General features: G+C 50.0%; 12 protein-coding genes and 1 other annotated feature. Of the genes, 9 read left to right on the plus strand and 3 right to left on the minus strand.

Features of this window, described 5'->3' with window-relative positions; genetic code table 11:
• Positions 1-335 precede the first annotated feature (335 nt).
• The gene (locus tag M8T91_RS08935; RefSeq protein ID WP_301418874.1) at positions 336-1,853 is read right to left on the minus strand and encodes a carotenoid oxygenase family protein; all 1,518 of its coding nucleotides are present in this window, start codon (positions 1,851-1,853) and stop codon (positions 336-338) included.
• Positions 1,854-2,161: 308 nt separating this feature from the next.
• Between M8T91_RS08935 and M8T91_RS08940 the strand changes: the two genes are divergently transcribed.
• The 6 genes from M8T91_RS08940 (at position 2,162) to ggt (ending at position 11,167) form a co-directional block, all read left to right on the plus strand.
• The gene (locus tag M8T91_RS08940) at positions 2,162-3,112 is read left to right on the plus strand and encodes an NAD(P)H-dependent flavin oxidoreductase (protein ID WP_301418876.1); all 951 of its coding nucleotides are present in this window, start codon (positions 2,162-2,164) and stop codon (positions 3,110-3,112) included.
• A 39-nt stretch (positions 3,113-3,151) separates the two neighbouring features.
• Positions 3,152-4,864: a class I adenylate-forming enzyme family protein gene (locus M8T91_RS08945; protein ID WP_301418878.1), complete on the plus strand. Its 1,713-nt coding sequence runs from the start codon at positions 3,152-3,154 to the stop codon at positions 4,862-4,864.
• Positions 4,865-4,866: 2 nt separating this feature from the next.
• Positions 4,867-6,102 carry an acetyl-CoA acetyltransferase gene (locus tag M8T91_RS08950; RefSeq protein ID WP_301418880.1) on the plus strand — a complete coding sequence of 412 codons (1,236 nt, stop codon included), beginning with the start codon at positions 4,867-4,869 and terminating at the stop codon, positions 6,100-6,102.
• A complete protein-coding gene (locus M8T91_RS08955) occupies positions 6,099-7,301 on the plus strand; it encodes an acetyl-CoA C-acyltransferase (RefSeq protein WP_301418882.1) in 1,203 nt (400 codons plus the stop codon). The genes M8T91_RS08950 and M8T91_RS08955 overlap by 4 nt, the downstream gene beginning before the upstream one ends.
• 106 nt (positions 7,302-7,407) lie before the next feature.
• The gene (locus M8T91_RS08960; protein WP_301418883.1) at positions 7,408-8,994 is read left to right on the plus strand and encodes a tannase/feruloyl esterase family alpha/beta hydrolase; all 1,587 of its coding nucleotides are present in this window, start codon (positions 7,408-7,410) and stop codon (positions 8,992-8,994) included.
• A 457-nt stretch (positions 8,995-9,451) separates the two neighbouring features.
• Positions 9,452-11,167, plus strand: a complete 1,716-nt coding sequence (gene ggt, locus M8T91_RS08965; RefSeq protein WP_301418885.1) for a gamma-glutamyltransferase — start codon at positions 9,452-9,454, stop codon at positions 11,165-11,167.
• Between the two features lie 183 nt (positions 11,168-11,350).
• On the opposite strand, the gene M8T91_RS08970 is transcribed toward ggt, so the two are convergent.
• Positions 11,351-13,834 (minus strand): TonB-dependent receptor, encoded by a 2,484-nt coding sequence (locus M8T91_RS08970; protein WP_301418887.1) that lies wholly within the window; start codon positions 13,832-13,834, stop codon positions 11,351-11,353.
• A gap of 819 nt (positions 13,835-14,653) precedes the next feature.
• On the opposite strand from M8T91_RS08970, the gene M8T91_RS08975 reads away from it, so the two are divergent.
• Both M8T91_RS08975 and M8T91_RS08980 read left to right on the plus strand, forming a co-directional pair.
• Positions 14,654-16,294: an amino acid adenylation domain-containing protein gene (locus tag M8T91_RS08975; protein WP_301418889.1), complete on the plus strand. Its 1,641-nt coding sequence runs from the start codon at positions 14,654-14,656 to the stop codon at positions 16,292-16,294.
• 21 nt (positions 16,295-16,315) lie between these two features.
• Positions 16,316-17,635 (plus strand): FNR domain-containing protein, encoded by a 1,320-nt coding sequence (locus tag M8T91_RS08980; RefSeq protein ID WP_301418891.1) that lies wholly within the window; start codon positions 16,316-16,318, stop codon positions 17,633-17,635.
• 125 nt (positions 17,636-17,760) lie between these two features.
• Here M8T91_RS08980 and M8T91_RS08985 read toward each other — a convergent pair.
• A protein-coding gene (locus tag M8T91_RS08985) for an IS3 family transposase (protein WP_301413860.1) occupies positions 17,761-18,977 on the minus strand; the annotation gives its coding sequence in 2 pieces (ribosomal slippage) (positions 17,761-18,689 and positions 18,689-18,977; 1,218 coding nt in all).
• Positions 18,583-18,699, minus strand: a sequence feature (AL1L pseudoknot). (Overlaps the previous gene by 117 nt.)
• A 1,307-nt stretch (positions 18,978-20,284) precedes the next feature.
• On the opposite strand from M8T91_RS08985, the gene M8T91_RS08990 reads away from it, so the two are divergent.
• Positions 20,285-21,904, plus strand: a complete 1,620-nt coding sequence (locus M8T91_RS08990; protein WP_301418893.1) for an FAD-binding oxidoreductase — start codon at positions 20,285-20,287, stop codon at positions 21,902-21,904.

A 21,904-nucleotide genomic window follows, 5' to 3' on the forward strand; every position in this document is an offset into this window, starting at 1 on the left:
ACTTTCACCAAACAGTTTTTGTTTGGTGAAAGGGGTGATATTTTTTCAAGTGGTCTTTGTAGGCGCTGATCAATGCAAATGTCGGGTCGGGGTGGCAATGGTTACTGGTTTTAAATAAAGGCAAAGGTCTGTGCATGTAGGTTTGTTTTTCGGCCTGCCACCCTTGCCAGTTTTGGGTGATGTGCCTTGTTCTTCGGCAAACACTTTGATCGAGGCCTGAACATAGGTCAGTCGATAGAGCCTGAGAGATCAGAGGTATAAAGTGTAGACTGTTGAACATCATCTGTTTTGCTTGTTTGTCGAACTTCAATCCCGGCTTCAACAGGCCGGTGAGGTTAACGGTAAATATCCTCTCCGCGCGCCCACCAGCCGTGAAAACCGTAGGGGATTCTATGGGGTAGCCTGACAGTTGCCAGTGGACCGGAAGTAATATCCCGGGCATCAAAAATCAAACAGCTGGAGCGCCAGCTTCGTGTATCCGTGACAAAGGTGGTGAGGTAGCCATCGTCTTCGGCACTGCTGCGATCAGCGCCCTTTTTAGGGACAAAAGGCGTCTCGCTGCCAAAGACCCCCGGGCCGTAATCCCACTCCTGGCGTGTGCCGGTTTCATTGTCGTACTTGATCAATCCGGTAAAGCGCAGGGTGTGCCCGCCTTCGTGTCTCAGAGGGATTTTCTGATGGTAGGCGTAGCGGGTTTTTACACCGTGAAAGAGTTGATTACTTTTGTTGAATTCCGAATTCAGGTCATCGATCGGCCCCTCCCGCACCTCGCCGGTGCAAAGGTTAAGTCGCCAGCGGTAGTTGTTGGCTTCCAGACGCATATAGGCAAGCATATGGGAGAGCGCGCCCTCCTCGGGGTCGGCGTTGGGTATCGGGTTGGTGGAGCGGCAACCATCTATAATCACCCAGTCGCCTTCTTCCCAGGCATTGGAAGTGTGCAGTACATAGCAGGGTTCACACTCGAACCAGGTGACTTGACTGCCCAATCGTGGAATCAACCCAAAGCGGGTGGGCATATCGCGGTGAAAGCGAATAATCCGTCGCCCGTGATGCCGAAGAACATGGGTATCATGAAACAATGGATGATCGTGCAGTATTGCGTGATTACTGGTGAAGGTAATCTCGTGGGGCAGGCGCGGGGCGGGCAGGTCAATGGGGCACTCGTGTTTAAGCTTGCCATCGGCCCCGAGAACACCGTAGGTCATATACGGGGGTGTATCGCCGAAATCGAAGAAGAACATTTCCCCGGTTTGCCAGTCGACGCGCGAATGAGCCGACATCTTGCGGGTCAGTTGACTGGGCGACTCCAAAGGCCCCAGATTTTCCAGGGTGATAGGGTCCAGTGTATAGGGAATGCCGGCGTTATACCACAGGGTGATCAGGCGGCCATTGTGCCAGATGATATCGGTGTTGGAGGTGTCCTTGATTGGGAAATCTGGCAGGGTAAAATCAAAAGTACCCATCACGCCGGGCCAAATAGCCTGGTGCTCGCGCTGTTCGCGCAATAGCGCCGCTGTTTGTATCTGACTGCTGCGGTAGGTGGCTTGGCCATCCTTGAAATAGAGCCCCTGTACCAGACCATCGCCATCAAAAGGGTGATATGAAGAGGAGGGCTTTTGGCGGGGATTGGGGCCGTTACGCAGATAGGCACCGTACATATCAGAGGGAATTTCTCCCTCTATCTCCAGATTCGTAGCGTGGGTGTCGATGTTATTGGTCGGCGCATAGACGCCATGCAAATAGGGGTTGTCTATCTCGTAAATCCATTGTGGGGCATCTTCCAGTTGAGAAAATGCGCCAAGGCATTTGGTGGTGGTTGGAAAGGGTGCGTTTTCAGGGGATTGTATCGGCATACAGGGCCTCTCTTATATATACCTTTTTCAGGTAGTAGGCTTAGCTATTGTTAATAGACATTTTTGCAGTCTATAACCATAAGTCTATTAGCGCAAGTTTCATTTTTATTAATTTATGCGATTTCTGAAGGATTAATAAAGGGCGTGAATGGTTTATTATTTATCTTTTTTATATAAAAGTTTACTCTCCGAACGCTTGTTTATCCGCATTCTTTTGATATACGATCTTTATATATTAAGTCTAATAGCAAAAGCCTGTAGAAATGGTGTGGATTTACGGCGCTGGATAACCTGGGGATTGTTGGAGAATGAGTAATAAGAGTGGTACCGACTCCATATTAAAAGAAAGCGAGTCAAAAAAACTAAAGTTGCCCATTATTCAGGCACCTATGTTTTTAGTGTCCGGACCGGAGATGGTGCTGGCGAGTTGTGAGTCGGGCATTGTTGGATCTTTTCCCGCTCCCAATGCCAGGACCCTGCAGGCTCTCGATAGCTGGTTGCACCGAATTACCGAGACTCTGACTGCAAAATCTCTGAGAGTCCCCTGGGCGGTCAATCTGATTATGCACCGCAGTAATAGTCGCCGCCATGAGGAACTGGCACTGGCGGTCGAGTATCGGGCTCCTCTTGTGATTACCGCACTGGGCAGTCCCCGAGAGGCAGTGGATCGGGTACACAGTTATGGCGGCAAAGTGTATGCCGATGTGGTTTCACTTGAACTGGCCCGCAAGGCTGCGGCATCTGGTGTGGATGGCCTGGCGCTGGTATGTACCGGTGCCGGCGGTCATACCGGGCATATTTCGCCTTTTGCCTTTGTGGAAGAGGTGCGTGGATTCTTTGATGGCGAGATTATTCTCTCCGGTGCCATCGGCAGTGGACGGGCAGTGCGTGCAGCTCAGGTGTTGGGGGCAGACTACGTATATATGGGGACACGTTTTATACCCACGCACGAAAGCCTTGCCCAACGAGAATATAAACAGATGCTGGTGGATGCCTCTGGAGCGGATATTGTTACCAGCGATGCAATAACCGGCGTTAAAGCCAATTGGTTGCGAAACAGTTTGATTCGCGGAGGTTATGATCCCGATAACATGCCCAGCGCGGCTGAAATCGATTTTTTAAAGGCGGCAGGTGATGCAAAGCGCTGGCGGGATATCTGGTCCGCCGGCCAGGGTGTGGGTGCCATCACTCAAATACAGTCCATTGGCCAAGTGGTAGAACAACTCACGTCCGAATATCAGGCGGCATTGTCCCCTTAGAGGCGGGGCAGTATCGCTATACATCACAAAGGAAAAACCATGATCACATCCTCCCGACAGAAAATAGAAGAATATGAAGGCAGGGGACTTTGGCAGGGAGTCAAACTGCACGATCTGCTATTGGAAAGAGCGGCGAGACAGCCGGATTTGCTCGCGTTAGTGGATCAACCCAGTCGGCAGCAACTGGTGGGCTCTGAACCACAGCGCCTGACTTTTGCCGAGCTGCAAAGAGCCAGCGCCCATCTTGCTCACCGCCTGTTGGAGCAGGGGGTGGGTTTTGAGGATCGTGTGATCGTGCAATTGCCCAATATTGTGGAATTGGTCATCTGCTATCTGGCTATCAGTCGAATTGGTGCCATTATTTCTCCGATACCGGTTCAGTATGGTCAGCACGAACTGGATCATATAGCCAAGGTGCTCGATGCCCGCGCCTACATTGCCGTAAAAACTTTGAAAGGCAAGCCGTTTGGCAGTTTGATGGCAAAAACCTTGGGCAGTCATCTATCGGTGCTGGTACTGGACGAAAACCTGCATATAGATTATGGGGATGATACTCAGGCACGCCGACATCTACAAAAGCATGAAGCTGCCAATCCCTGGGATGCCAATCATATTTTTACCCTCTGCTGGACCTCGGGCACCACAGGCATGCCCAAAGGGGTACCGCGCTCGCACAATATGTGGCTCAGTGTGGCGCTCAACTGCATTGAAGCGGGAGATTACCGGCCCGGCGATGTACTGTTAAATCCCTTTCCCCTGGTCAATATGGCCTCGGTGAGTGCTTTTCTTTACCCCTTTGCCCTATCAGGCTGTACGCTCGTATTGCACCAGCCCTTTGAACCGGAGGTTTTTCTGCAGCAACTGCAGAACGAGAGCGTTAGTTTTACCCTTGCGCCGCCCTCATTGCTCAACCGCCTGGCAAAAAATGAAACGCTGTGGGGACAATTCGATTTTTCAGCTTTGCGTGCCATTGGTTCCGGGTCCGCACCGTTATCACCCTGGATGATAGAAAAGTTTGAGGGTGCCTACGGTATCGGCGTGGTGAATTATTACGGTTCCAACGAGGGCATCAGTCTGGTATCGAGACCCGAGGATATACCAGAGCCCTCAGTGCGAGCCTGTATGTTTCCGCGTTTCGGTGCCGCCGGGCTCACTTGGCCATCCCGAGCCAGCAAGAGTATCTGGACCAAAGTGGTCGATGTAAAAACCGGTGAGGAGATCACAGAAGCGGGCGTGGCCGGAGAGTTGGCTGTCAAGGGACCCACGGTCTTTGATGGTTACTGGAGGGCGGATTCTGTAGAGGTGTTTACCAAAGACGGCTATTTCCTGACCGGGGATCTGGTGGAAATATGTGGTGATGGAAACCGCTTTTACCGTATTGCCGGGCGCTGCAAGGATATCATCAACCGCGGTGGTATGAAAATATCCCCCTCGGAGATCGATGTGCTGCTGGAAGGTTTGCCCGGGACCATCGATGTTGCAGTTTGCTCCTATGCCGATGCTGACCTGGGTGAACGCATCTGTGCCTGTGTAGTGCCCAGCGATGGTACCAATGCTCCGAAACTGGACAAACTTGTCGATTACCTGTGTGAAAAGGGTATCGCCAGGATCAAGTTACCAGAACGTTTGGAATTGTTTTCGCAACTGCCCAGGAATCCTCTGGGCAAGGTTCAGCGCTTTGTTTTGCAGCAGTGGGTCGGTGAACGCATTGCGGCCGGGGCTTGTGCACACACCGACCAAGAGGAACTATAAATATGTCGGCAAGTGTCTATTTACTGGGTGGCAGCCAGAGCGATTTTGCCCGCAACTGGGCCCGCGAGGGCCTGGATATCTTCGCAATGTTTCGCTGCTGCCTGGAGCAGGGGCTGGCATCCACAGGGCTTTATCCCGATCAGATTGAGGTGGGGCATGTGGGGAATTTTGCCGGTGACCTGTTTGCCGGGCAGGGACTACTAGGTGGATTCTTTGCCCAGGCCTTTCCGGAGTTAAACGGTATGCCCACGACGCGTCATGAAGCCGCCTGTGCCTCTGGCTCCATGGCTCTGCTGGGGGCCATCAGGGATATTCGCTGTGGCGATTGCGATTTGGCCTGTGTGCTGGGGCTGGAATATATGCGCAACGTGCCGGGAAAAACCGGAGCTGACTATCTGGGCGCAGCCACCTGGAAAGGAATAGAGGCGCAGCACTGCGACTATCCCTGGCCATTGATGTTCAGCCGTATTATCGATGAATACGAGCGCCGCCATGGCATTGATACCAAGCACCTGCGGACAATTGCCAAGCTGAACTTTGCCAATGCAAGGAAAAATCCCCGCGCGCAATCGCGCAACTGGCAATTTGAACCCGAATTCTTTACCGATTGTGATGCCCACAACCCAATTATTGAAGGGCGTATTCGCAAGTCTGACTGTGGACAAATTACCGATGGTGCGGCCTGTATCTTTGTGGCCAGTGAGCGGGCCGCCAAGGTGTATGCTCGCCAGCATAACCTCAATTTACGGGATATTCCCCGCATCAAAGGCTGGGGCCACCGCTCAGCCGCCATTGAGCTGGAGACCAAGTTGCACCACAGTGAAGGCAATCCATTGTTATTCCCCCATATCCGGCAGCTGGTTGGCGACGCTCTGGCCCGAGCCCAACTGAGAGACATCACTGACCTGGATGGTCTGGAGATACACGATTGTTTTTCTATCACCGAATATATGGTGATCGATCATTGCGGTCTGACAGCGCCGGGCGAGAGCTGGAAGGCAATAGAGGAGGGCCGCATCGCCGCTGATGGCGACTTGCCAATCAATGCCAGTGGTGGCCTGATCGGGTTGGGGCACCCGGTGGGCGCCACCGGTGTGCGCATGGTGCTGGACTGTCATCGGCAGGTTACCGCACAGGCCGGGGATTATCAGATATCGGGAGCGAAGAATATGGGTACCTTTAATCTGGGTGGCAGTGCCACCACTTGTGCCAGTTTTATCGTGGGGGTAGGTAAATGAATTCCGCTTATATCTATGATGCTATTCGCAGTCCACGGGGGCGCGCCAAAGCTTCGGGTGGACTGTACGATCTGACATCTCTGGAGTTAATGAAGCAGCTCTATGAGGCTTTGGAGTCCCGCACAGGACTGGATAAGGGGAGAGTCCAGGATGTGATCCTGGGCTGTGTCACTCAGTCCGGGGAGCAAGCTGCCAATATCGCCAAAACTTCGTTGCTCTATGCCGGATGGCCACAGCAGGTACCGGGTATCACCCTCAATCGTTTTTGTTCCTCCGGTCTCGATGCCATCAACTTCGCCGCTCTCAAGGTCAGTGCCGGACAGGCATCCTCGGTATTGGCCGGAGGGGTGGAGGTGATGTCGCGGATTCCGATGTTGTCGGATCGCGCCTCCGTTTTTACCGATGCCGCCCTGGCAGCCCGTTGTCGTATGTTGATGATGGGCTCGGGTGCCGACCTGGTTGCCTCATTGTACGCGGTATCCCGGCAGGAGGCGGATGCCCTTGCACTGCAAAGCCAACAGCGAGCGGCACGGGCCAGGGATGCTGGTTGGTTCAGCTCCATCGTGCCCATAAGCAACATTGTCAAGGGCATTGTGATAAAGACCGATGAGTGTATTCGTGATAACACTACACTGGAATCCCTTGCGCAGTTGCCAGCGGCATTTGCTGAACTGGGTGCGAATGGGGTGGATGCCATGCAACTGCAGAGTGTGGAGGGGCTCAGTGATATCCGCCATATTCATACTGCCGGCAATTCCCCAGCCATGGCTGACGGTGCAGCGCTTTTGTGGATAGGGAATGCGCAGTTGGGTAGGGATATGGGACTGCCGAGGCGAGCCAGAATCCGCGCGGCAGTCAGCCTTTGCGATGACCTTATGACCGTGAATACCGGCTGTGTCAAGGCCGTTGGCACCCTGATGCAGCAACAGGGCCTCTCGGTTGCCGATGTGGATCTTTTTGAATTACATGAGGCTTTTGCAGCGACGGTCATCAAGTGTCGTCGCGATCTTGAGATTGACGAAGACAAGTTAAACGTAAATGGTGGTGTGATTGCTTTGGGGCATCCCATGGGCGCCACCGGTGCTGTGATGGCCGGGACCTTGCTAGATGAACTGGAACGCCGCGATCTACAACTGGGAATAGTCGCTGCCAGTGGAGCGGCGGGAACCGGCACTGCACTGCTGATAGAGCGTTGTTAATCCTACCCGGTAAACTGCCAAGAGAATCCCCGATAATTTGCACAGATGTGATAATTGAAGAAACGCCGGATTGGCTTGCTATGATGGCATTTGTAAATGCGACTGAATGAATTCGAAGAGAGAAGAAATACACGGTATTGAGGATGCGAACATGAAAAAAGTGGTGAATGTTGCTCTCTTATTAATGGCTTTCTTTTTGTTGCTGATAGGAATGCATGCCAGGGCTGGAGAGCATGCAGTGCCCAAGCCGTGTGGAGCGAATCTGACACTGCCCGAAAATGTGCGACTGCGCGATGATCCAGCCTGGCAAGACACGGCTGGTTTGCCACGCTACTGCCGGGTTCGCGGAAAAATTGGTGGGCGGGTGGGCTTTGAAATGCGTCTTCCAGAAAAGTGGAATGGTCGTTTTATGATGGCTGGATGCGGCGGCTTTTGCGGTCAGTTACTGCCAGATAAGGAAGGCTATTCAAACGCAATTAACGAGGCTTTGAAACTCGGCTATGCGGCCATCAGCCAGGATGGTGGTCATAGTGGTAAGAGCTGGGACGCGAGTTTTGCCGTTGGTGATCCGGATGCCCTGGCACTTTACGCGCATAAAGTATTACCGGTGGTTGCGAATGCCGGTACAGCCATAGCAACCGCGTTTTATCAGCAAAGTCCACGCTATAAATATTACTCCGGATGCTCTAATGGTGGTCGTCTAGGTATGATGGCCGCTCAGCGCTACCCCGATTTGTTTGACGGTATTGCCGCTGGTGGTAGTATTTTTGATCTGAGCGGCAATGCGGGGCTTTGGGGTAATTGGCTTGCCGGATTGGCAAAAAGCGGGGGCAAATACCTATTGCCCAGGGAAAAACTTCCCTTTCTGAAACATGAAGTTATGCAAAGATGCGATAGCAGCGATGGCCAGGTTGATGGTGTGATATCCAATCCCGGCGCCTGTCATGTGGATTTCAGAACGATGCAGTGTGGTTCAGAAAGCGAGGCGGTCAATCAGTGCCTGACCTCTACTGAGGCCCGCATGTTGAATACACTGTACGGTGGAGTAAAAAACAGGGAGGGCAAAACCGTGTACCCTGTCTTACGCTATGGTGCCGAACACTATGGAGATATCTGGTTGTTTGGTTCTGAGGCAGCGCCCAGTTGGGGTGTGCTGGCTGCCAATAGCTACCGCAAGCTGCTCATGCACAGTGTCAACGAGTCAGATCCCGATAGTGCCATCACCACCGATGCCATGCAGACCTTGATTGCCAGGTCTTCTTTGCCTGCACTGACCGATGCAGTGGACACGGATCTCTCTGGTCTCAACAGGAACCATACCAAGTTGCTGATGTATCAGGGGCTGGCTGATCCACTGATTATCCCTGACCCGATCGTTGGATATTACAGAAAGGCAGTAGCAAACGCTGGCAGCCTTTCCGCGTTAAAACGCGATGCGCGACTCTTTATGGTGCCGGGTATGGGACATTGCTGGGAAAAAAGTGCAAATGCGCCCGATGTATTTGATCCACTTGTGGCATTGCAGCAATGGGTTGAAGAAAATAAAGCCCCGGATTATTTGGTGGCGAAACAAGTGGATGATAGTGGCGAGGTAGTTCGCACCCGGCCTGTTTGCGCCTATCCGAAATTGGCCAGGCTCATAGAGGCCAAGTTTCCCGATAAGTGGCAAAGTTATCGATGTGAAGACTTATAAGGCTGTCAATGACACTTTAGGGGCCATAGGATTTTTTCAGTATATAGAAGCATAACCTCCAGGATCTCCGTTAGGTGTGTAGCACTGCTGGCCAAATTGGACTTGTTCACACCGGGTCAGACAGATTTGTTGAAACTGCGGGGCTTGGTCTGCTGGTTCTGGATGCAGTATGTAAATCCAGATTGTTGGGTCTGGGCAGGTAGACACTAAAAATCACGGCTTTTTATTCCGCAAGCCAGCTCGTACCCGCCCGTGACATTGTGCTTTATAAAGAATACACTTATAAAGTCGTTATCTTATCTTTTATCCTTTACAATACATAAAAGCATTAATGTGAAGGTTCAGACGAAGAATCAAGACCTCCAGAATACAGATTTTTATCGATCAGCTGGAAGTGGCGCTGGTATAAATACACAACTTCTGTTACATCGGTATAAAAATAAGAGGAATCTCTGCTATGAGACGTATATTTCACAAAGTACTCATCGCGCTATGTTTAAGCCCGATACTAGGGAGTTTACCGGCTTCCGTTGCTTTCGACCGTGTAAACGGGGAGGGTTTCGCCAGTCGCTCACCGGTATTAGCCAGTCGTGGGATGGCGGCCACCAGTCAACCCCTAGCGACACAGATAGCACTTGACATCCTCAAACGCGGTGGCAGCGCGGTGGACGCAGCGATTGCCGCCAATGCAGCTCAGGGCCTGATGGAGCCCACAGGGTGTGGTATCGGGGGCGATCTGTTCGCACTGGTGTGGAGTGCGAAAGATAAGAAACTCTACGGGCTCAATGCCAGCGGTCGTTCGCCACTCTCTCTCCCATTCGAATATTTTGCCAATAATGGTCACAATAAGATTCCCTCTTATGGGCCTTTACCGGTCTCGGTCCCTGGGGCCGTCTCGGGTTGGTTCCAGCTCCATCAACGGTTTGGGCAATTACCGATGGATGAAATTCTGGCACCTGCAATCGACTACGCAGAACAAGGGTTTCCCGTAACTCAACTGGTGGCTTACTACTGGAACAGGTCAGTACCGCGACTGCAGTCTTACCCCGGTTTTCGCGAGACATTTATGCCCAATGGCAGAGCGCCACAGGAAGGTGAGGTGTTTCGCAATCCCCGCCTTGCAAAGACCTACCGTCGTATTGCAAAAGGGGGTCGGGATGCTTTCTACAAGGGCGATATTGCTCGCGAAATTGCCGCCTATGTGAAAAATCAAGGAGGCTTCCTCAGTTACGAAGACATGACAGCTCATCGTTCAGAGTGGGTTGAGCCGGTCTCTACCAACTATCGGGGTTACGATTTATGGGAGTTGCCGCCCAATGGTCAGGGCATAGCGGCATTGCAGATTTTGAATATCCTGGAAGGGTATGATCTGGCTGCCATGGGCAGAAACAGTGCTGGCTATCTGCACTTATTTGCGGAGGCCAAGAAGCTGGCGTTCGAGGATAGAGCTAATTATTACGCAGACCCTGCATTCAATCGCCTGCCGGTACAGCAGCTGATCTCCAAGGAGTATGCCACCGAGCGGCGCAAGCTCATCAATCTTGAGAGCGCTTCCAAACGTTACGATGCCGGTAATCTTGCCCTGAGGCACGGCGATACCATCTATCTTACTGTCGCTGATGAAGATGGCAATATGGTGTCGTTGATTCAGAGTAACTATCGCGGTATGGGTTCTGGTATGACGCCGGGGGAGTTGGGATTTATTCTTCAGGATCGCGGCGAGATGTTCAGTCTCAAGGAGGGACACTACAATCAGTATCAGCCCGGCAAACGCCCTTTTCACACAATCATCCCGGCGTTTGTGACCAAAGACGGTAAGCCACTGATGAGTTTTGGTGTGATGGGTGGGCCCACCCAGCCGCAGATGCATGCCCAGATCATGATCAATATGATTGACTTTGGCCTCAATGTGCAGGAAGCAGGGGATGCACCCCGTATCCTCCACAGTGGTTCCAGCCAGCCTACAGATGAGAGGATGCTCGAAGGAGGCTACCTGAGTCTCGAAGATGGATTCCCTCTGGAAACGCGCCGCAAGCTGGTACAGATGGGACATCAGCTGCGCTTTGAAAGCGGCCCTTATGGCGGCTACCAGGCCATTTTGCGCGATGAAGAGCAGGGTGTTTACTGGGGGGCCTCTGAGAGTCGCAAGGACGGCCAGGTGGCAGGATATTGAGAGTCCGCCCTGCAGCAGGGAGGGCCAGCGAGTATTTGGTGAGAGCTGGCGCAATTCCTCGCCTTCAATAATTCCCAATCAGTTGCGGGCGACAAATAGTGCGCTATTTACAACACAGGATCTGCAAAAAGGCAGAGGGTAGATTTGCCTTAGGGGAACCGTAGGGTTCCCGCTTTGCAAAATTCAGAAGTTGTAGCGCATCTCAGCACCATAAGTACGTGGTTCGAAAACACTCGTATAGGGTGTGCCAAACACATCCAGTGTGCGACCGCTGGGAATAGCTGCGCGTTCGTTGTCGAACAGGTTTCGAACCCACAATGCCAGCATGTAGCTGCCGCTGTCGCTCTGCCATGACAGTCGGCCGTTAAGGCGCTGATCATCCTCGCCGACACCCTCGATAGTATTGAAACTGGCCAGATAGCCTGGCGCCAGTTCGTCGCTGTTCTCTGCGTAGATGTAATCCATATGGAATTGTATTGATCCCATGGGTACCGTCGGTGCCCAGTCCATGCTCAGGGTATAGGCGGTGTTGGCGGTGGACTTGTCCCGATCCTGTTGCAGTTTGCCCTCGGCATCGTAGAAGGGGTTCCACTGGGATACCTGGTCGCGGATTGTCGTCACCAGGCCCAGGCGCAGTGTGTCAATGGGCAGCCAGTCAACGGTGATTTCGAAACCGTTAAATTGCTGGTCACCGTTGATCACCCGCGGCAGGGCGTTGGCGGAGCCTGGCGGTTTGCTCTCGACACTGCGCTGACGGTTGTCGATAGCCATATCGAAATAGCTGAGCTGTACGCGCAGGCTGTCGAGCAGATCGCCTTTCACACCCAATTCAATATTGTCCACTTCCTCCGGCTCGATCGGTGTATCGGCGGTGATCAGGTTGAGTGAATCGAAACCACCTGACTTATAGCCGCTTGAATAGGACAAAAATGCCATCGCCCGCTCATTAAAGTGAAATTGTCCCACCAGGCGGCCGGTGGTTGCATGCCACTCGTTGCTGGCTTCGCGCAGGCCCTCTCCCACGTTATAGTTATCCGCAGTGGAGAAAATCACTTCCTCCACTCCTGGGCGCGAATCGCCAAAACTGGTGCCGGGTGTCAACCAGGTAAAGGATTTCTCATCGGTACTGTAGCGCAGGCCGGCGAGTAGATTGATTGTATCGGTGACGGCGTAATCCAGATCGAAATAGACGCCGTGATTGGTAAAGTTGCCGGTATTGTCCACCCGCTCTACCCAGTCCCGACCAGTGTAGTCCGGGCCAAACAGCATACCGGTGCCGAGTAGGTTATAGGCGATCATATCGTATGTTTCGCTGGTCTGGGGTAGGGCGGATCCGGTGACCAGCGTAGTGAAGGTGGCCCAGTCGCCCGGTTCCCACAAATGATCAATGCTGTCAAGCGCTGCCAGTGCCTGGGCTGCGGCTATATCACCGATACCACCATCGCCCGGGTATCCGCCCACCGATAGTGCAGCGCCACTGGCGATCTGTCCGCGTAAAGTCGGATCATTGACGACATCAGTGGTCACCAGTCGTGTCACCGAACTGGCAGTGGCAGTGACGATGGTGCTCTGAAAAATATCCTCGCGAGAATAATTGGCCCCCATGACTGCAACCAAGCGCTCTCCGGTAAAATTCACCTGTAGCTCGTGGTAGGTGATATCGGAATCGAAAATATTGTTGGTATCCAGGTAACGACTGGGATCGGCGGTGCCATCCTCCTCTTCGCGGTTATAGGTTTCCCATTGGCGATAACTGGATACCCATTTGAGGCTCCAGTCTTCATTGAAATTGTGCTCCAACTTGGCGTTGACCGCGAACATGGAGCGGGTCTCGCCGCCGTCCATCACATCATTTTCCACCTTGCCGGCAAAGGGATCGGTGCCGTAGCCATATGGACTGACGCCGATGGCCTGGCGCGGGGCATTGTCCACTTCGTCCCAGTCATAGGCGAGCTGTGCGGTGGTGCTATTACTCATTTCCCAGCGGGCTGCCAAGCGCCCGGTAAGAATATTCTCCGCCCCCGAATCAATACCGCCGGGGTAAACGTTACTCACAAAGCCGTCTCGCTGATAACGCATCAAATTGCCACGTACGAATAGCTTGTCGGTCACCGTCGTGTTGATCATACCCTCCAGCTGCTGCAGGCCGTAATTGCCAAAGTGTGCTGATAAAAAAGCATCGAAATCATCTTGCGGTGGGTTCGGCACCATATTGACCATGCCGGCAGCCGCATTGCGACCGAACAATGTGCCCTGCGGCCCTTTCAGGACTTCCACCCGCTGCATATCAGCAAAAGCCATAGACGTGGCCGGGCTTGGCACATAGGCGTCGTCGTAGAAAACGGCTACCGATGGGTCGCCGCCAGCACTGATGCTCGGGCTGCTAACACCGCGGATACTCAGTGTCGATTGGGTAATGCCGGATCCGGCCTCAAAACCGGGGATGTAATCAGCCATATCACTCAACGTGAGTGCAATGGTGTTGTCTATGTCTTCGCTGGAAAAGGTGTCCACGGTAACCGGGACTTCCAACATATTTTGTTCGCGCTTCTGGGCGCTGACGGTAACCTCTTCTAGGGCCAGCTCTTCACCCAGGGCATATGGCCCACTGGCGATGGCAAAAGCTATCGCCAGTGGGCCACATCCGAACGGGTTGGGTTTGCTCATTGATCTCTCCAGTGATTTGTTGTTATACCGGCTCATGGCCATAGGTGGAGAACCTCAAATGAATAATGCTTGCCGATGTCAATCTGATACATATCCCAGGTATTAACAGCGGTTCACTAATATTTTCTCCGCATTTATATCCTTAGCGCTTTGGCTTGAAGTTGTCATGATCGTCTAAAAGGGCTTTCTTTGTCCAGTAATTCCTAGATATAACTCAGAATCACTACGCATCACAATAAGTCCGGCAGCATTGATTGTCCGTATAGTAAGGAATGTTATGCTTTTATTGTAGATTGGCTTGATCGATAAAAGTGATTGCAATGTGCGCTTTTTGAGTGCAGGTCATTACGGATGATGTGGGTATTGTGCTGGAAACTTTAGGTCTTTAAATTTCTATTTTCTTTATTTTTTAAACATATCACCGAATGAAAGAAAATCAAAAAAATTTACTCATGATGGCTGGATTTGTTTGTGCAGGACCTATCCGGCTATGTCCAAATTATTACAGTTAATATCAGCAATAAAGATTGCTGGATTTTCATGAGAGAGTGCAAGATTCTCGTCAGATAGTGAGGAGCAGTTCACGGAATAATATTATCTTAAAGGCAATGCTTAATATGTGGCATTGATTTTCTAAAGTGCGTTTTTTGACGCTTTATTTTGTGATCCACCTTGGTGCCAATTAGTATTGACTGATTCCGCTATATTGGTATTTGGCTAGAAATATTAAAGCAGCTTCATGCAATACAATTCATTTATTTATTTTAAAATATTTAAATAGAGAGATTGCAACTTTTGAATGTCCCTTGGAGAATAAAAGTGGAAATAATAAATCTCGATATCCGAGACAATTTAGAAATTTCAGAGCAGCCTATTGAAGTTATTAAGGAAAATAGTCAATTTGATAAAAAAGCTTTGAATAATCTTTCAAAAACAGATCAGGTTAAGTTTGAAGCGTATGGTAAAGGGCCGGAAGTGAGCATTCCATATCAAATGATACATCAGGTTATTGAGTGTCAGGCTTTGAAGCAGCAAACTGCTGTTGCTGTAATACATAAGCACCTAAAGATAACTTATGGAGAGTTGAATCGACAAGCAAATTGCATTGCAGAAAAGTTGACTAAATTAGGAGTGGGTCCTGGTGATAATGTTGGTTTGTTTCTGGAGCGGTCGATTTCTATGGTAGTTGGTATCCTTGGGATATTAAAAACCGGAGCCGCTTATGTTCCTCAAGATGTTAGAATCACTCCAAAGTCAACACTGTTGAAGGTTATGGAAATAGCCAAAATCAAGGTGAATTTGACCCTATCACATCTGATCGAAAAAATACCATTCTCATACAATCAGATGGTTCTAACTATTGATGATATGGACAGGATCTCTAATAAATGGAAAATCAGAAGCTCAGTGAAAAAGTGTGAGAGAAAATTTAATCCTAATACTAACTGTTTTATTCTTTTTACTTCTGGCACCACTGGTACTCCTAATGGTGTTCAGGTTACTCATGATAATGTGTGTAATATCCTACTGTCAAAACCAGGCAGTTTAGGAATTAAACCGGGCTATAAAGTATCACAATTATTGAACATCGCCTTTGATATGGCAGCGTGGGAGATACTGGGTTGCCTGGCCCACGGGGGTACTTTGATGATTAGGGGTAGCGATTTTACAGAAGTTGCTCGACAGTGTGATGTGATCATTGCCACGCCAAGTATTCTGGCAAAAATTGATTCCTCTCTCTGTAATTCAACAAGAACCGTAGCAGTGGCAGGAGAACCGTGTCCAAAACCTCTTGTTGAGCAATGGGCGACCAAGTGTCAATTTATCAATAGCTACGGACCAACAGAAACCACCATTATTAATACGGCACAGCCTTATTTTTCTTGCCCTTACTCACTTACTGTAGGTAAACCGACACCCAATAACACGGTGTACTTGCTTGATGAAAATCTTCAACCCTGTACGGTCGGTAGCATAGGAGAAATCTGGGCTGGCGGAAAAGGCGTTACAGCCGGCTATATTAATAATAATGAATTGACCAGGGAGCGATTTCAGCCGGATCCATTCATCGCAAATGGTGGAATGATGTTTAGAACACGTGATCTGGGACGTTGGAGTGAAAATGGTGAGCTGGAACATTGGGGGCGAACAGATGACCAGGTAAAGATAAAAGGTTTTCGGGTCGAACTTGATTCAATTTCTACTGTTACTGAATCTGTTAAAGGATGCCAGCAAGCGGTAACACTGAAGGTAAGTAATGAAAAGTTGGTGACATTTGTCACTCCTAAGAATGTAGATACTCAACGCTGTATGGACACCATTGGTGCAACACTGCCATATTACTGTTTACCTTATACTATTGTTGCCCTTTCCGAGTTTCCAATGACAGACAGGGGTAAAATTGATAAACAGGCATTACGGGCTCAGATTCAAGCAAAAGTGGTGAGTCATTATTCGTGAGAAAAGAATAGGAGTGGCACCATGATGGATGCGGTGATAGAAAAAATAGCTTTAGACGTAAAACCGAGCCTGCTTCGGAAAATCCTGCGACATCGTTACCTTGAACATTATAATCTTCTGTTTCTTTTAGTGTTCGCAGTGAATGCCGGGATATTTTGGTATGGATTTACTCAGGCAGATTGGTGGTCAAAACAGGGGGATAGTTTGCCGGTACTGCTAGATTTGATTTTGGCTAATTTTGCAGTTGCTGTCTTGGTGCGGCAACAATATGTGATCAATTTCTTCTTCTGGATTGCAACAAGAGCCCCAGTCAGTTGGCCACTCTGGATTCGATGGCACCTAGCCAAAGTATATCATTTTGGAGGATTACACAGCGGCGGCGCTGTGGCCGGAACCCTCTGGTATGCTGTTTATTTGACAGCCCTGGTCTACCAGCAAGACTATGCGTTGTCAAACACTTCCAACAGCCTTTTGATAGTGGCTTTTTTGCTTATGGCAATACTTATACTGATTGTCGCCATGGCATTGCCATCAGTTCGACGGCGTTTCCATAACCATTTTGAGTTGGTACATCGATTTGGCGGCTGGTTAGTACTTATTTTATTTTGGATACAAACTTGCCTGCTTGTCAGTGGTATCTCCGATCTTATCCAGAGTCCCTCCTTCTGGGGGCTGTGTATTATAACATTCAGTGTGATTCTGCCTTGGTTGCGATTGAAAAAGGTGAAGATTGATATCGATTCTCCCTCTTCTCACGTGGCTTTGACTCGTTTTGATCATGGCGTAACCCCTTTTGCAGGCTCTTCCACTGCCATCAGTCGAAATCCTTTGCTGGAGTGGCATTCATTTGCCAATGTACCCACACCAGGTGAGGATGGATTTCGACTGACAATCTCCCGAGCTGGAGATTGGACAGGCAGATTTATAGATGACAGGCCAAAACAGGTTTGGACCAAAGGAATCCCAACAGCAGGCGTAGCCAATATTGAAGTGTTGTTCAAGAAAGTGGTATATATAGCCACTGGTAGTGGAATTGGCCCCTGTTTGCCGCACCTGTTGGCAAAAAAAGTGCCTGCAAGCTTAGTATGGTCAACCCGCAACCCTCGGAAAACCTATGGCAATACGCTCGTTGATGAAGTTCTGGATGCTGTACCTGATGCTTTGATATGGGATACCAGCAGCCATGGTAAACCCGACCTTGTTAAGTTGGCCCAAAATGCCGTATTGAAAACTGGTGCAGAAGCGGTTATCTGTATTGCCAATCAACCTTTGACTCAAAAGGTGGTATACGAAGTGGAATTGCAGGGAATCCCTGCTTATGGGGCAATCTGGGATTCTTAATATCAATGGGCAAGTGTTGAATTTCTATTCACTTGTTAACAGGATCATTAACCTTTGTCAACCATTGGTGCTGGAGTCAGTCTGATTGAATCACCCCGAGTTTGTCGGAGGCAATTTGATTTGAGTCATGCCGCTTGGGCAGACTCGGTTTGTTGATAATACAGGTTTTCGTATTCAGCTGGAGGCATATCGCCAATTGGCCCAAGAATACGGCGATGGTTAAACCAGTCGACCCAGGTCAAGGTTGCATGTTCAACCTCATCCAGCCCTTTCCAGGGACCTGCCCTGTGGATGACCTCCGCCTTGAATAAACCGTTGATGGTTTCTGCCAGTGCGTTGTCGTAGGAGTCGCCGACACTGCCGACTGACGCCTGAAAACCCGCCTCACTAAGCCGCTCGGTATATCGAATTGACAGGTACTGACTACCTCGATCACTGTGATGGGTAACGCCACGGGGCTTACCTCGCGCCCAGAGTGCCTGCTCCAGAGCATCAAGCACAATGTCGGTTTGAAGGCTCTTTAATACGCGCCAGCCAACAATGTGGCGGGAGAATACGTCGACAACGAATGCGACATAAACAAAACCAGACCAAGTTGCGACATAGGTTATGTCGGCCACCCAAAGCTGGTTGGGGCGCTCTGCCGTAAACTCGCGATTCACCAGATCCAGCGGCTTATCGACCAGCTCATCCGGGATAGTCGTAACGCAACGTTTGCCTCTTCGAACACCTTCCAATTGCAGTACCTTCATCAGCCGTTCAACTGTGCAGCGGGCGACCTTTACGTCTTCACGGTTAAGCTGCTTCCAGACCTTGCGTGCACCATAGACGCGGTGGTTTTCTTCGTAGATCCGCTGGATCTCAGGCTTCAGCTCATCGTCACGTTGAGCGCGCGCACAGCGTTGCTCTGGATTGGCCTGTAGATGCTTGCAGCGGTAAAAGGTCGACGGTGCAATCGGCAGAACCTCACAGATTGACTCGACACCGTGCGCCTCACGTTCCTGGTCAATGAATGCCACCATTACTTCGGTTTGCGGTCGAGCTCCGCCTGGGCGAAAAAAGCGGCAGCCTTGCGCAAGATCTCGTTAGCGCGCTTCAGCTCACGGACTTCGCGCTCCAGCTCTTTGAGGCGGGCTGCGTCGCTGCTGGTGGTGCCGGGTTTAGTACCATTGTCGACTTCCATCTTGTTGACCCATGATCGTAGGGTCTCGGGTGTGCAGCCGATCTTGGAAGCGATAGATGTGATCGCTGCCCAGCGTGATTGGTGCTCGTGCTCGCCGGTCAACACCATGCGAACTGCGCGTTCCCGTACTTCGGGGGAGTATCCAGGTCGTTTGCTCATTGGCTAATTCTCTCAAGAAAGTTAGCCTCCGAGAAACCCGGGGTGATTCAGATACCATTCTTCTGAATGAATACAAAGAGATAATATAACATTTACTCAATACCTCGGATGCTCCTTAAAAGCGCTTTCAGTTCCTTGTGTAAAGATGATTGCCGCCAGGGATTACGAACAAGAAGTAACCGATAGCTATTACAGAAGAGTGCATGTCTAATTTATTTTTGAGCTGAGTTTCATGGCATTATTTTATGAAAATTAAAATAATGCCTTCTTCCTTCATCAGTATACTCATCAATGAATCTCAATCCACTTTCTAGAAACATGAAATCTTGGGTGCGGAGATCAGCTCAGGATGCACTGCTAGCAGCGTATTTAGATGTTGAAAGGCTAATCCAGAGATGTCTAAAGATCTCTTGGTGCCTGACTCGTTGTAAACTTTGTTAGTCGAGCAATGACTGGAACCACGCTATTCATCGCCTTTGTGAAGTGCCTGAAGTGTATTGCAGTAGCTACTGGACAAATGACTCCGAATCAGAACAGCTGTGGCTGAAGGCACTTATGAAATCCGCCTGTATAGCCAGAAAGAGCTCGGCGTGAATTCGGTCCATAACTAAGAGAGTGGTACAAAGTGTAACTCCTCTCAGTCGATATAGTGCAGACCCATTGATGAAGCTAACGGGCTTGGAGCACCCCCCAAATCCTTCTCATACTGATAAAATCTAGAGTAGTCTCACGTTGACAGTTCAAATCTGCTGAACTGGAAATTCAATATCCAGAGACCGGATACAGATTGGAGCAGTGAAATTATGTATCCCTTAGCAGCCTCTCGCGTTGTTTCATTGGTGGTGGTTCTGAGCCTCATTACGCGTCAACTTGTTGAATAGCTGTTGTCTCCGTCAGCGGAGATCGCTCTGGTAAAGAAGACACTGGCATTGGTTTATGAATTGAGAGGGAAGCCGTAAGATGTTATGTTTCTTTGAAACTGGGGAGGTCAGTGTATCAGCTCGGGGTTCCGGCGGTTACCAGGCTATTACCGAATGAAGATGGGTCTGAACCCCTATGGGGATTAGTGGGGCAATGCACTGACTGATCGGTTCTTCAAGAGTTTGAAAACAGACAGAGTTTTTGTTAGCAAAGGGAGAGACTGATAATTACATTGTATTGGATATTGTAGCCAGGCATAGTCTTATCAGCTTAACAGCGGTTTGCCAACGCATACGGCATCAGGGTATATCGAAATGCCCACAAAAGGGTGGCCAAAAATACTTGACCATTACAATATGAATTTTTGATGAAAAAAAGGTGAAAGCATGGCTCGACGTTGGAATGGCTGGGGTGACGAAAGCTATGTAAAAGAAATATCTGATCACGGTCGTCGTTTAATCCACTCTGTGATTGGTGTAACCGATCCTTTGCCCAATGCTTCTCTTGATGCAGTTATGGCCAAAGTGCCAGCTTCCCGGTTACCGGATCATTATCTGATCTCAAAAGGGGCAGAAGAGCGGGTTCGTCATGCACGGGGGCAGAGCTTTCCAGACTGGCTGGCTATGCACAGTGGCGATTATGGAGTTTTTCCAGATGGAGTTTCTTATCCTGAAAGCAGCTCTCAGGTTCGGGAGTTGCTGGACCTTGCTGTTGAGCATGATTTTGAAGTGATTCCATATGGTGGTGGGACATCTGTCGCCGGTCATATTACTCCACAGCAAAGTGAACGGGCTATTTTGACCATTGATATGGGCAGAATGAACCAGCTATTGGATCTTTGTGAAGAAAGTCAGGTTGCTACCTTTGGTGCAGGTACACCCGGTCCTCTGGTGGAATCCCAACTGCGGGTACGGGGTTATACCCTGGGGCATTATCCACAGTCCTGGGAGCTATCAACTGTCGGTGGTTGGATTGCATCCCGGTCTTCCGGTCAGCAGTCCCTCGGCTTTGGTCGTATAGAACAATTGTTTGCCGGAGGTCGTATGGAAACGCTACATGGCGCATTGGATATTCCCTCTATTCCTGCGTCATCCGCAGGACCGGATATTCGCGAAATAATCATGGGGACAGAAGGCCGACTGGGAATATTCACAGAAGTTCAGGTAAGAGTGACCCGTCTGCCGGAGGAAGAGAAGTTCTTTGTAGTCTTTATGCCAGACTGGAGTTCAGCCAAAAAGGCGGTGCGGGAGCTGGTTCAACAAAATATACCCATGTCTATGATGCGAGTCAGTAATGCCAAAGAATCAAAGGCGCATATCCATCTGGGTACCAAAGAGTCACAGTTTAAACTGCTGGATCGTTATCTGCGTTTTCGTGGCTTGGGGGGGGATCGCTGTATGCTGACTTTTGGTGTAACGGGGTCAAAGATTCAAAACAAAACCTCACTGAAGCAAGTCAGAAAAATATTGAAAGGCTATGGTGGTATTGGAGGCTCTATTGCCCAGATGATGGGCAAGATCTGGGCAGATGGGCGATTTAAATTTCCTTACCTTCGTGAAACTGCCTGGCAGGAAGGTATCGCCATCGACACTCTGGAAACTTCCACAGACTGGGAAAACGTGGATTCTGTTTTGCAGAGTATAGAAGAAAGCCTGGAAAATTCTTTAAAAAATGAAAATGAAGAAGTCATGGTGTTTACCCATCTTTCTCATATGTATTCACAAGGGTGCAGTATTTATACAACTTATTTTTTCCGCTGCGCAGGCAGTTACGAGGCAACATTAAAGCGCTGGCAAAAAATGAAAGCCTCAGCTTCAGAAATCATTGCTCACAGTCGCGCAACCATTTCTCATCAGCACGGTGTTGGTAAGGATCATGCCCCTTATCTAGAGGCGGAAAAAGGCAGGCTTGGCATGCGGATCATCCGAACTCTAACAAAAGAGTTTGATAGTGATCGCCGCCTTAATCCGGGGACTTTACTGGTTCAGGAATCAGGGTGGAGATGA

The organism is Microbulbifer sp. MI-G, assembly GCF_030440425.1.
GTDB lineage: Bacteria > Pseudomonadota > Gammaproteobacteria > Pseudomonadales > Cellvibrionaceae > Microbulbifer > Microbulbifer spongiae.

Excerpts from the sequence above, each read along its gene's own strand:
- M8T91_RS08935 (WP_301418874.1), bottom strand. The coding sequence starts at position 1,853 with ATGCCGATACAATCCCCTGAAAACGCACCCTTTCCAACCACCACCAAA.
- M8T91_RS08940 (WP_301418876.1), top strand. The coding sequence starts at position 2,162 with ATGAGTAATAAGAGTGGTACCGACTCCATATTAAAAGAAAGCGAGTCA.
- M8T91_RS08945 (WP_301418878.1), top strand. The coding sequence starts at position 3,152 with ATGATCACATCCTCCCGACAGAAAATAGAAGAATATGAAGGCAGGGGA.
- M8T91_RS08950 (WP_301418880.1), top strand. The coding sequence starts at position 4,867 with ATGTCGGCAAGTGTCTATTTACTGGGTGGCAGCCAGAGCGATTTTGCC.
- M8T91_RS08955 (WP_301418882.1), top strand. The coding sequence starts at position 6,099 with ATGAATTCCGCTTATATCTATGATGCTATTCGCAGTCCACGGGGGCGC.
- M8T91_RS08960 (WP_301418883.1), top strand. The coding sequence starts at position 7,408 with ATGAATTCGAAGAGAGAAGAAATACACGGTATTGAGGATGCGAACATG.
- ggt (WP_301418885.1), top strand. The coding sequence starts at position 9,452 with ATGAGACGTATATTTCACAAAGTACTCATCGCGCTATGTTTAAGCCCG.
- M8T91_RS08970 (WP_301418887.1), bottom strand. The coding sequence starts at position 13,834 with ATGAGCAAACCCAACCCGTTCGGATGTGGCCCACTGGCGATAGCTTTT.
- M8T91_RS08980 (WP_301418891.1), top strand. The coding sequence starts at position 16,316 with ATGATGGATGCGGTGATAGAAAAAATAGCTTTAGACGTAAAACCGAGC.
- M8T91_RS08990 (WP_301418893.1), top strand. The coding sequence starts at position 20,285 with ATGGCTCGACGTTGGAATGGCTGGGGTGACGAAAGCTATGTAAAAGAA.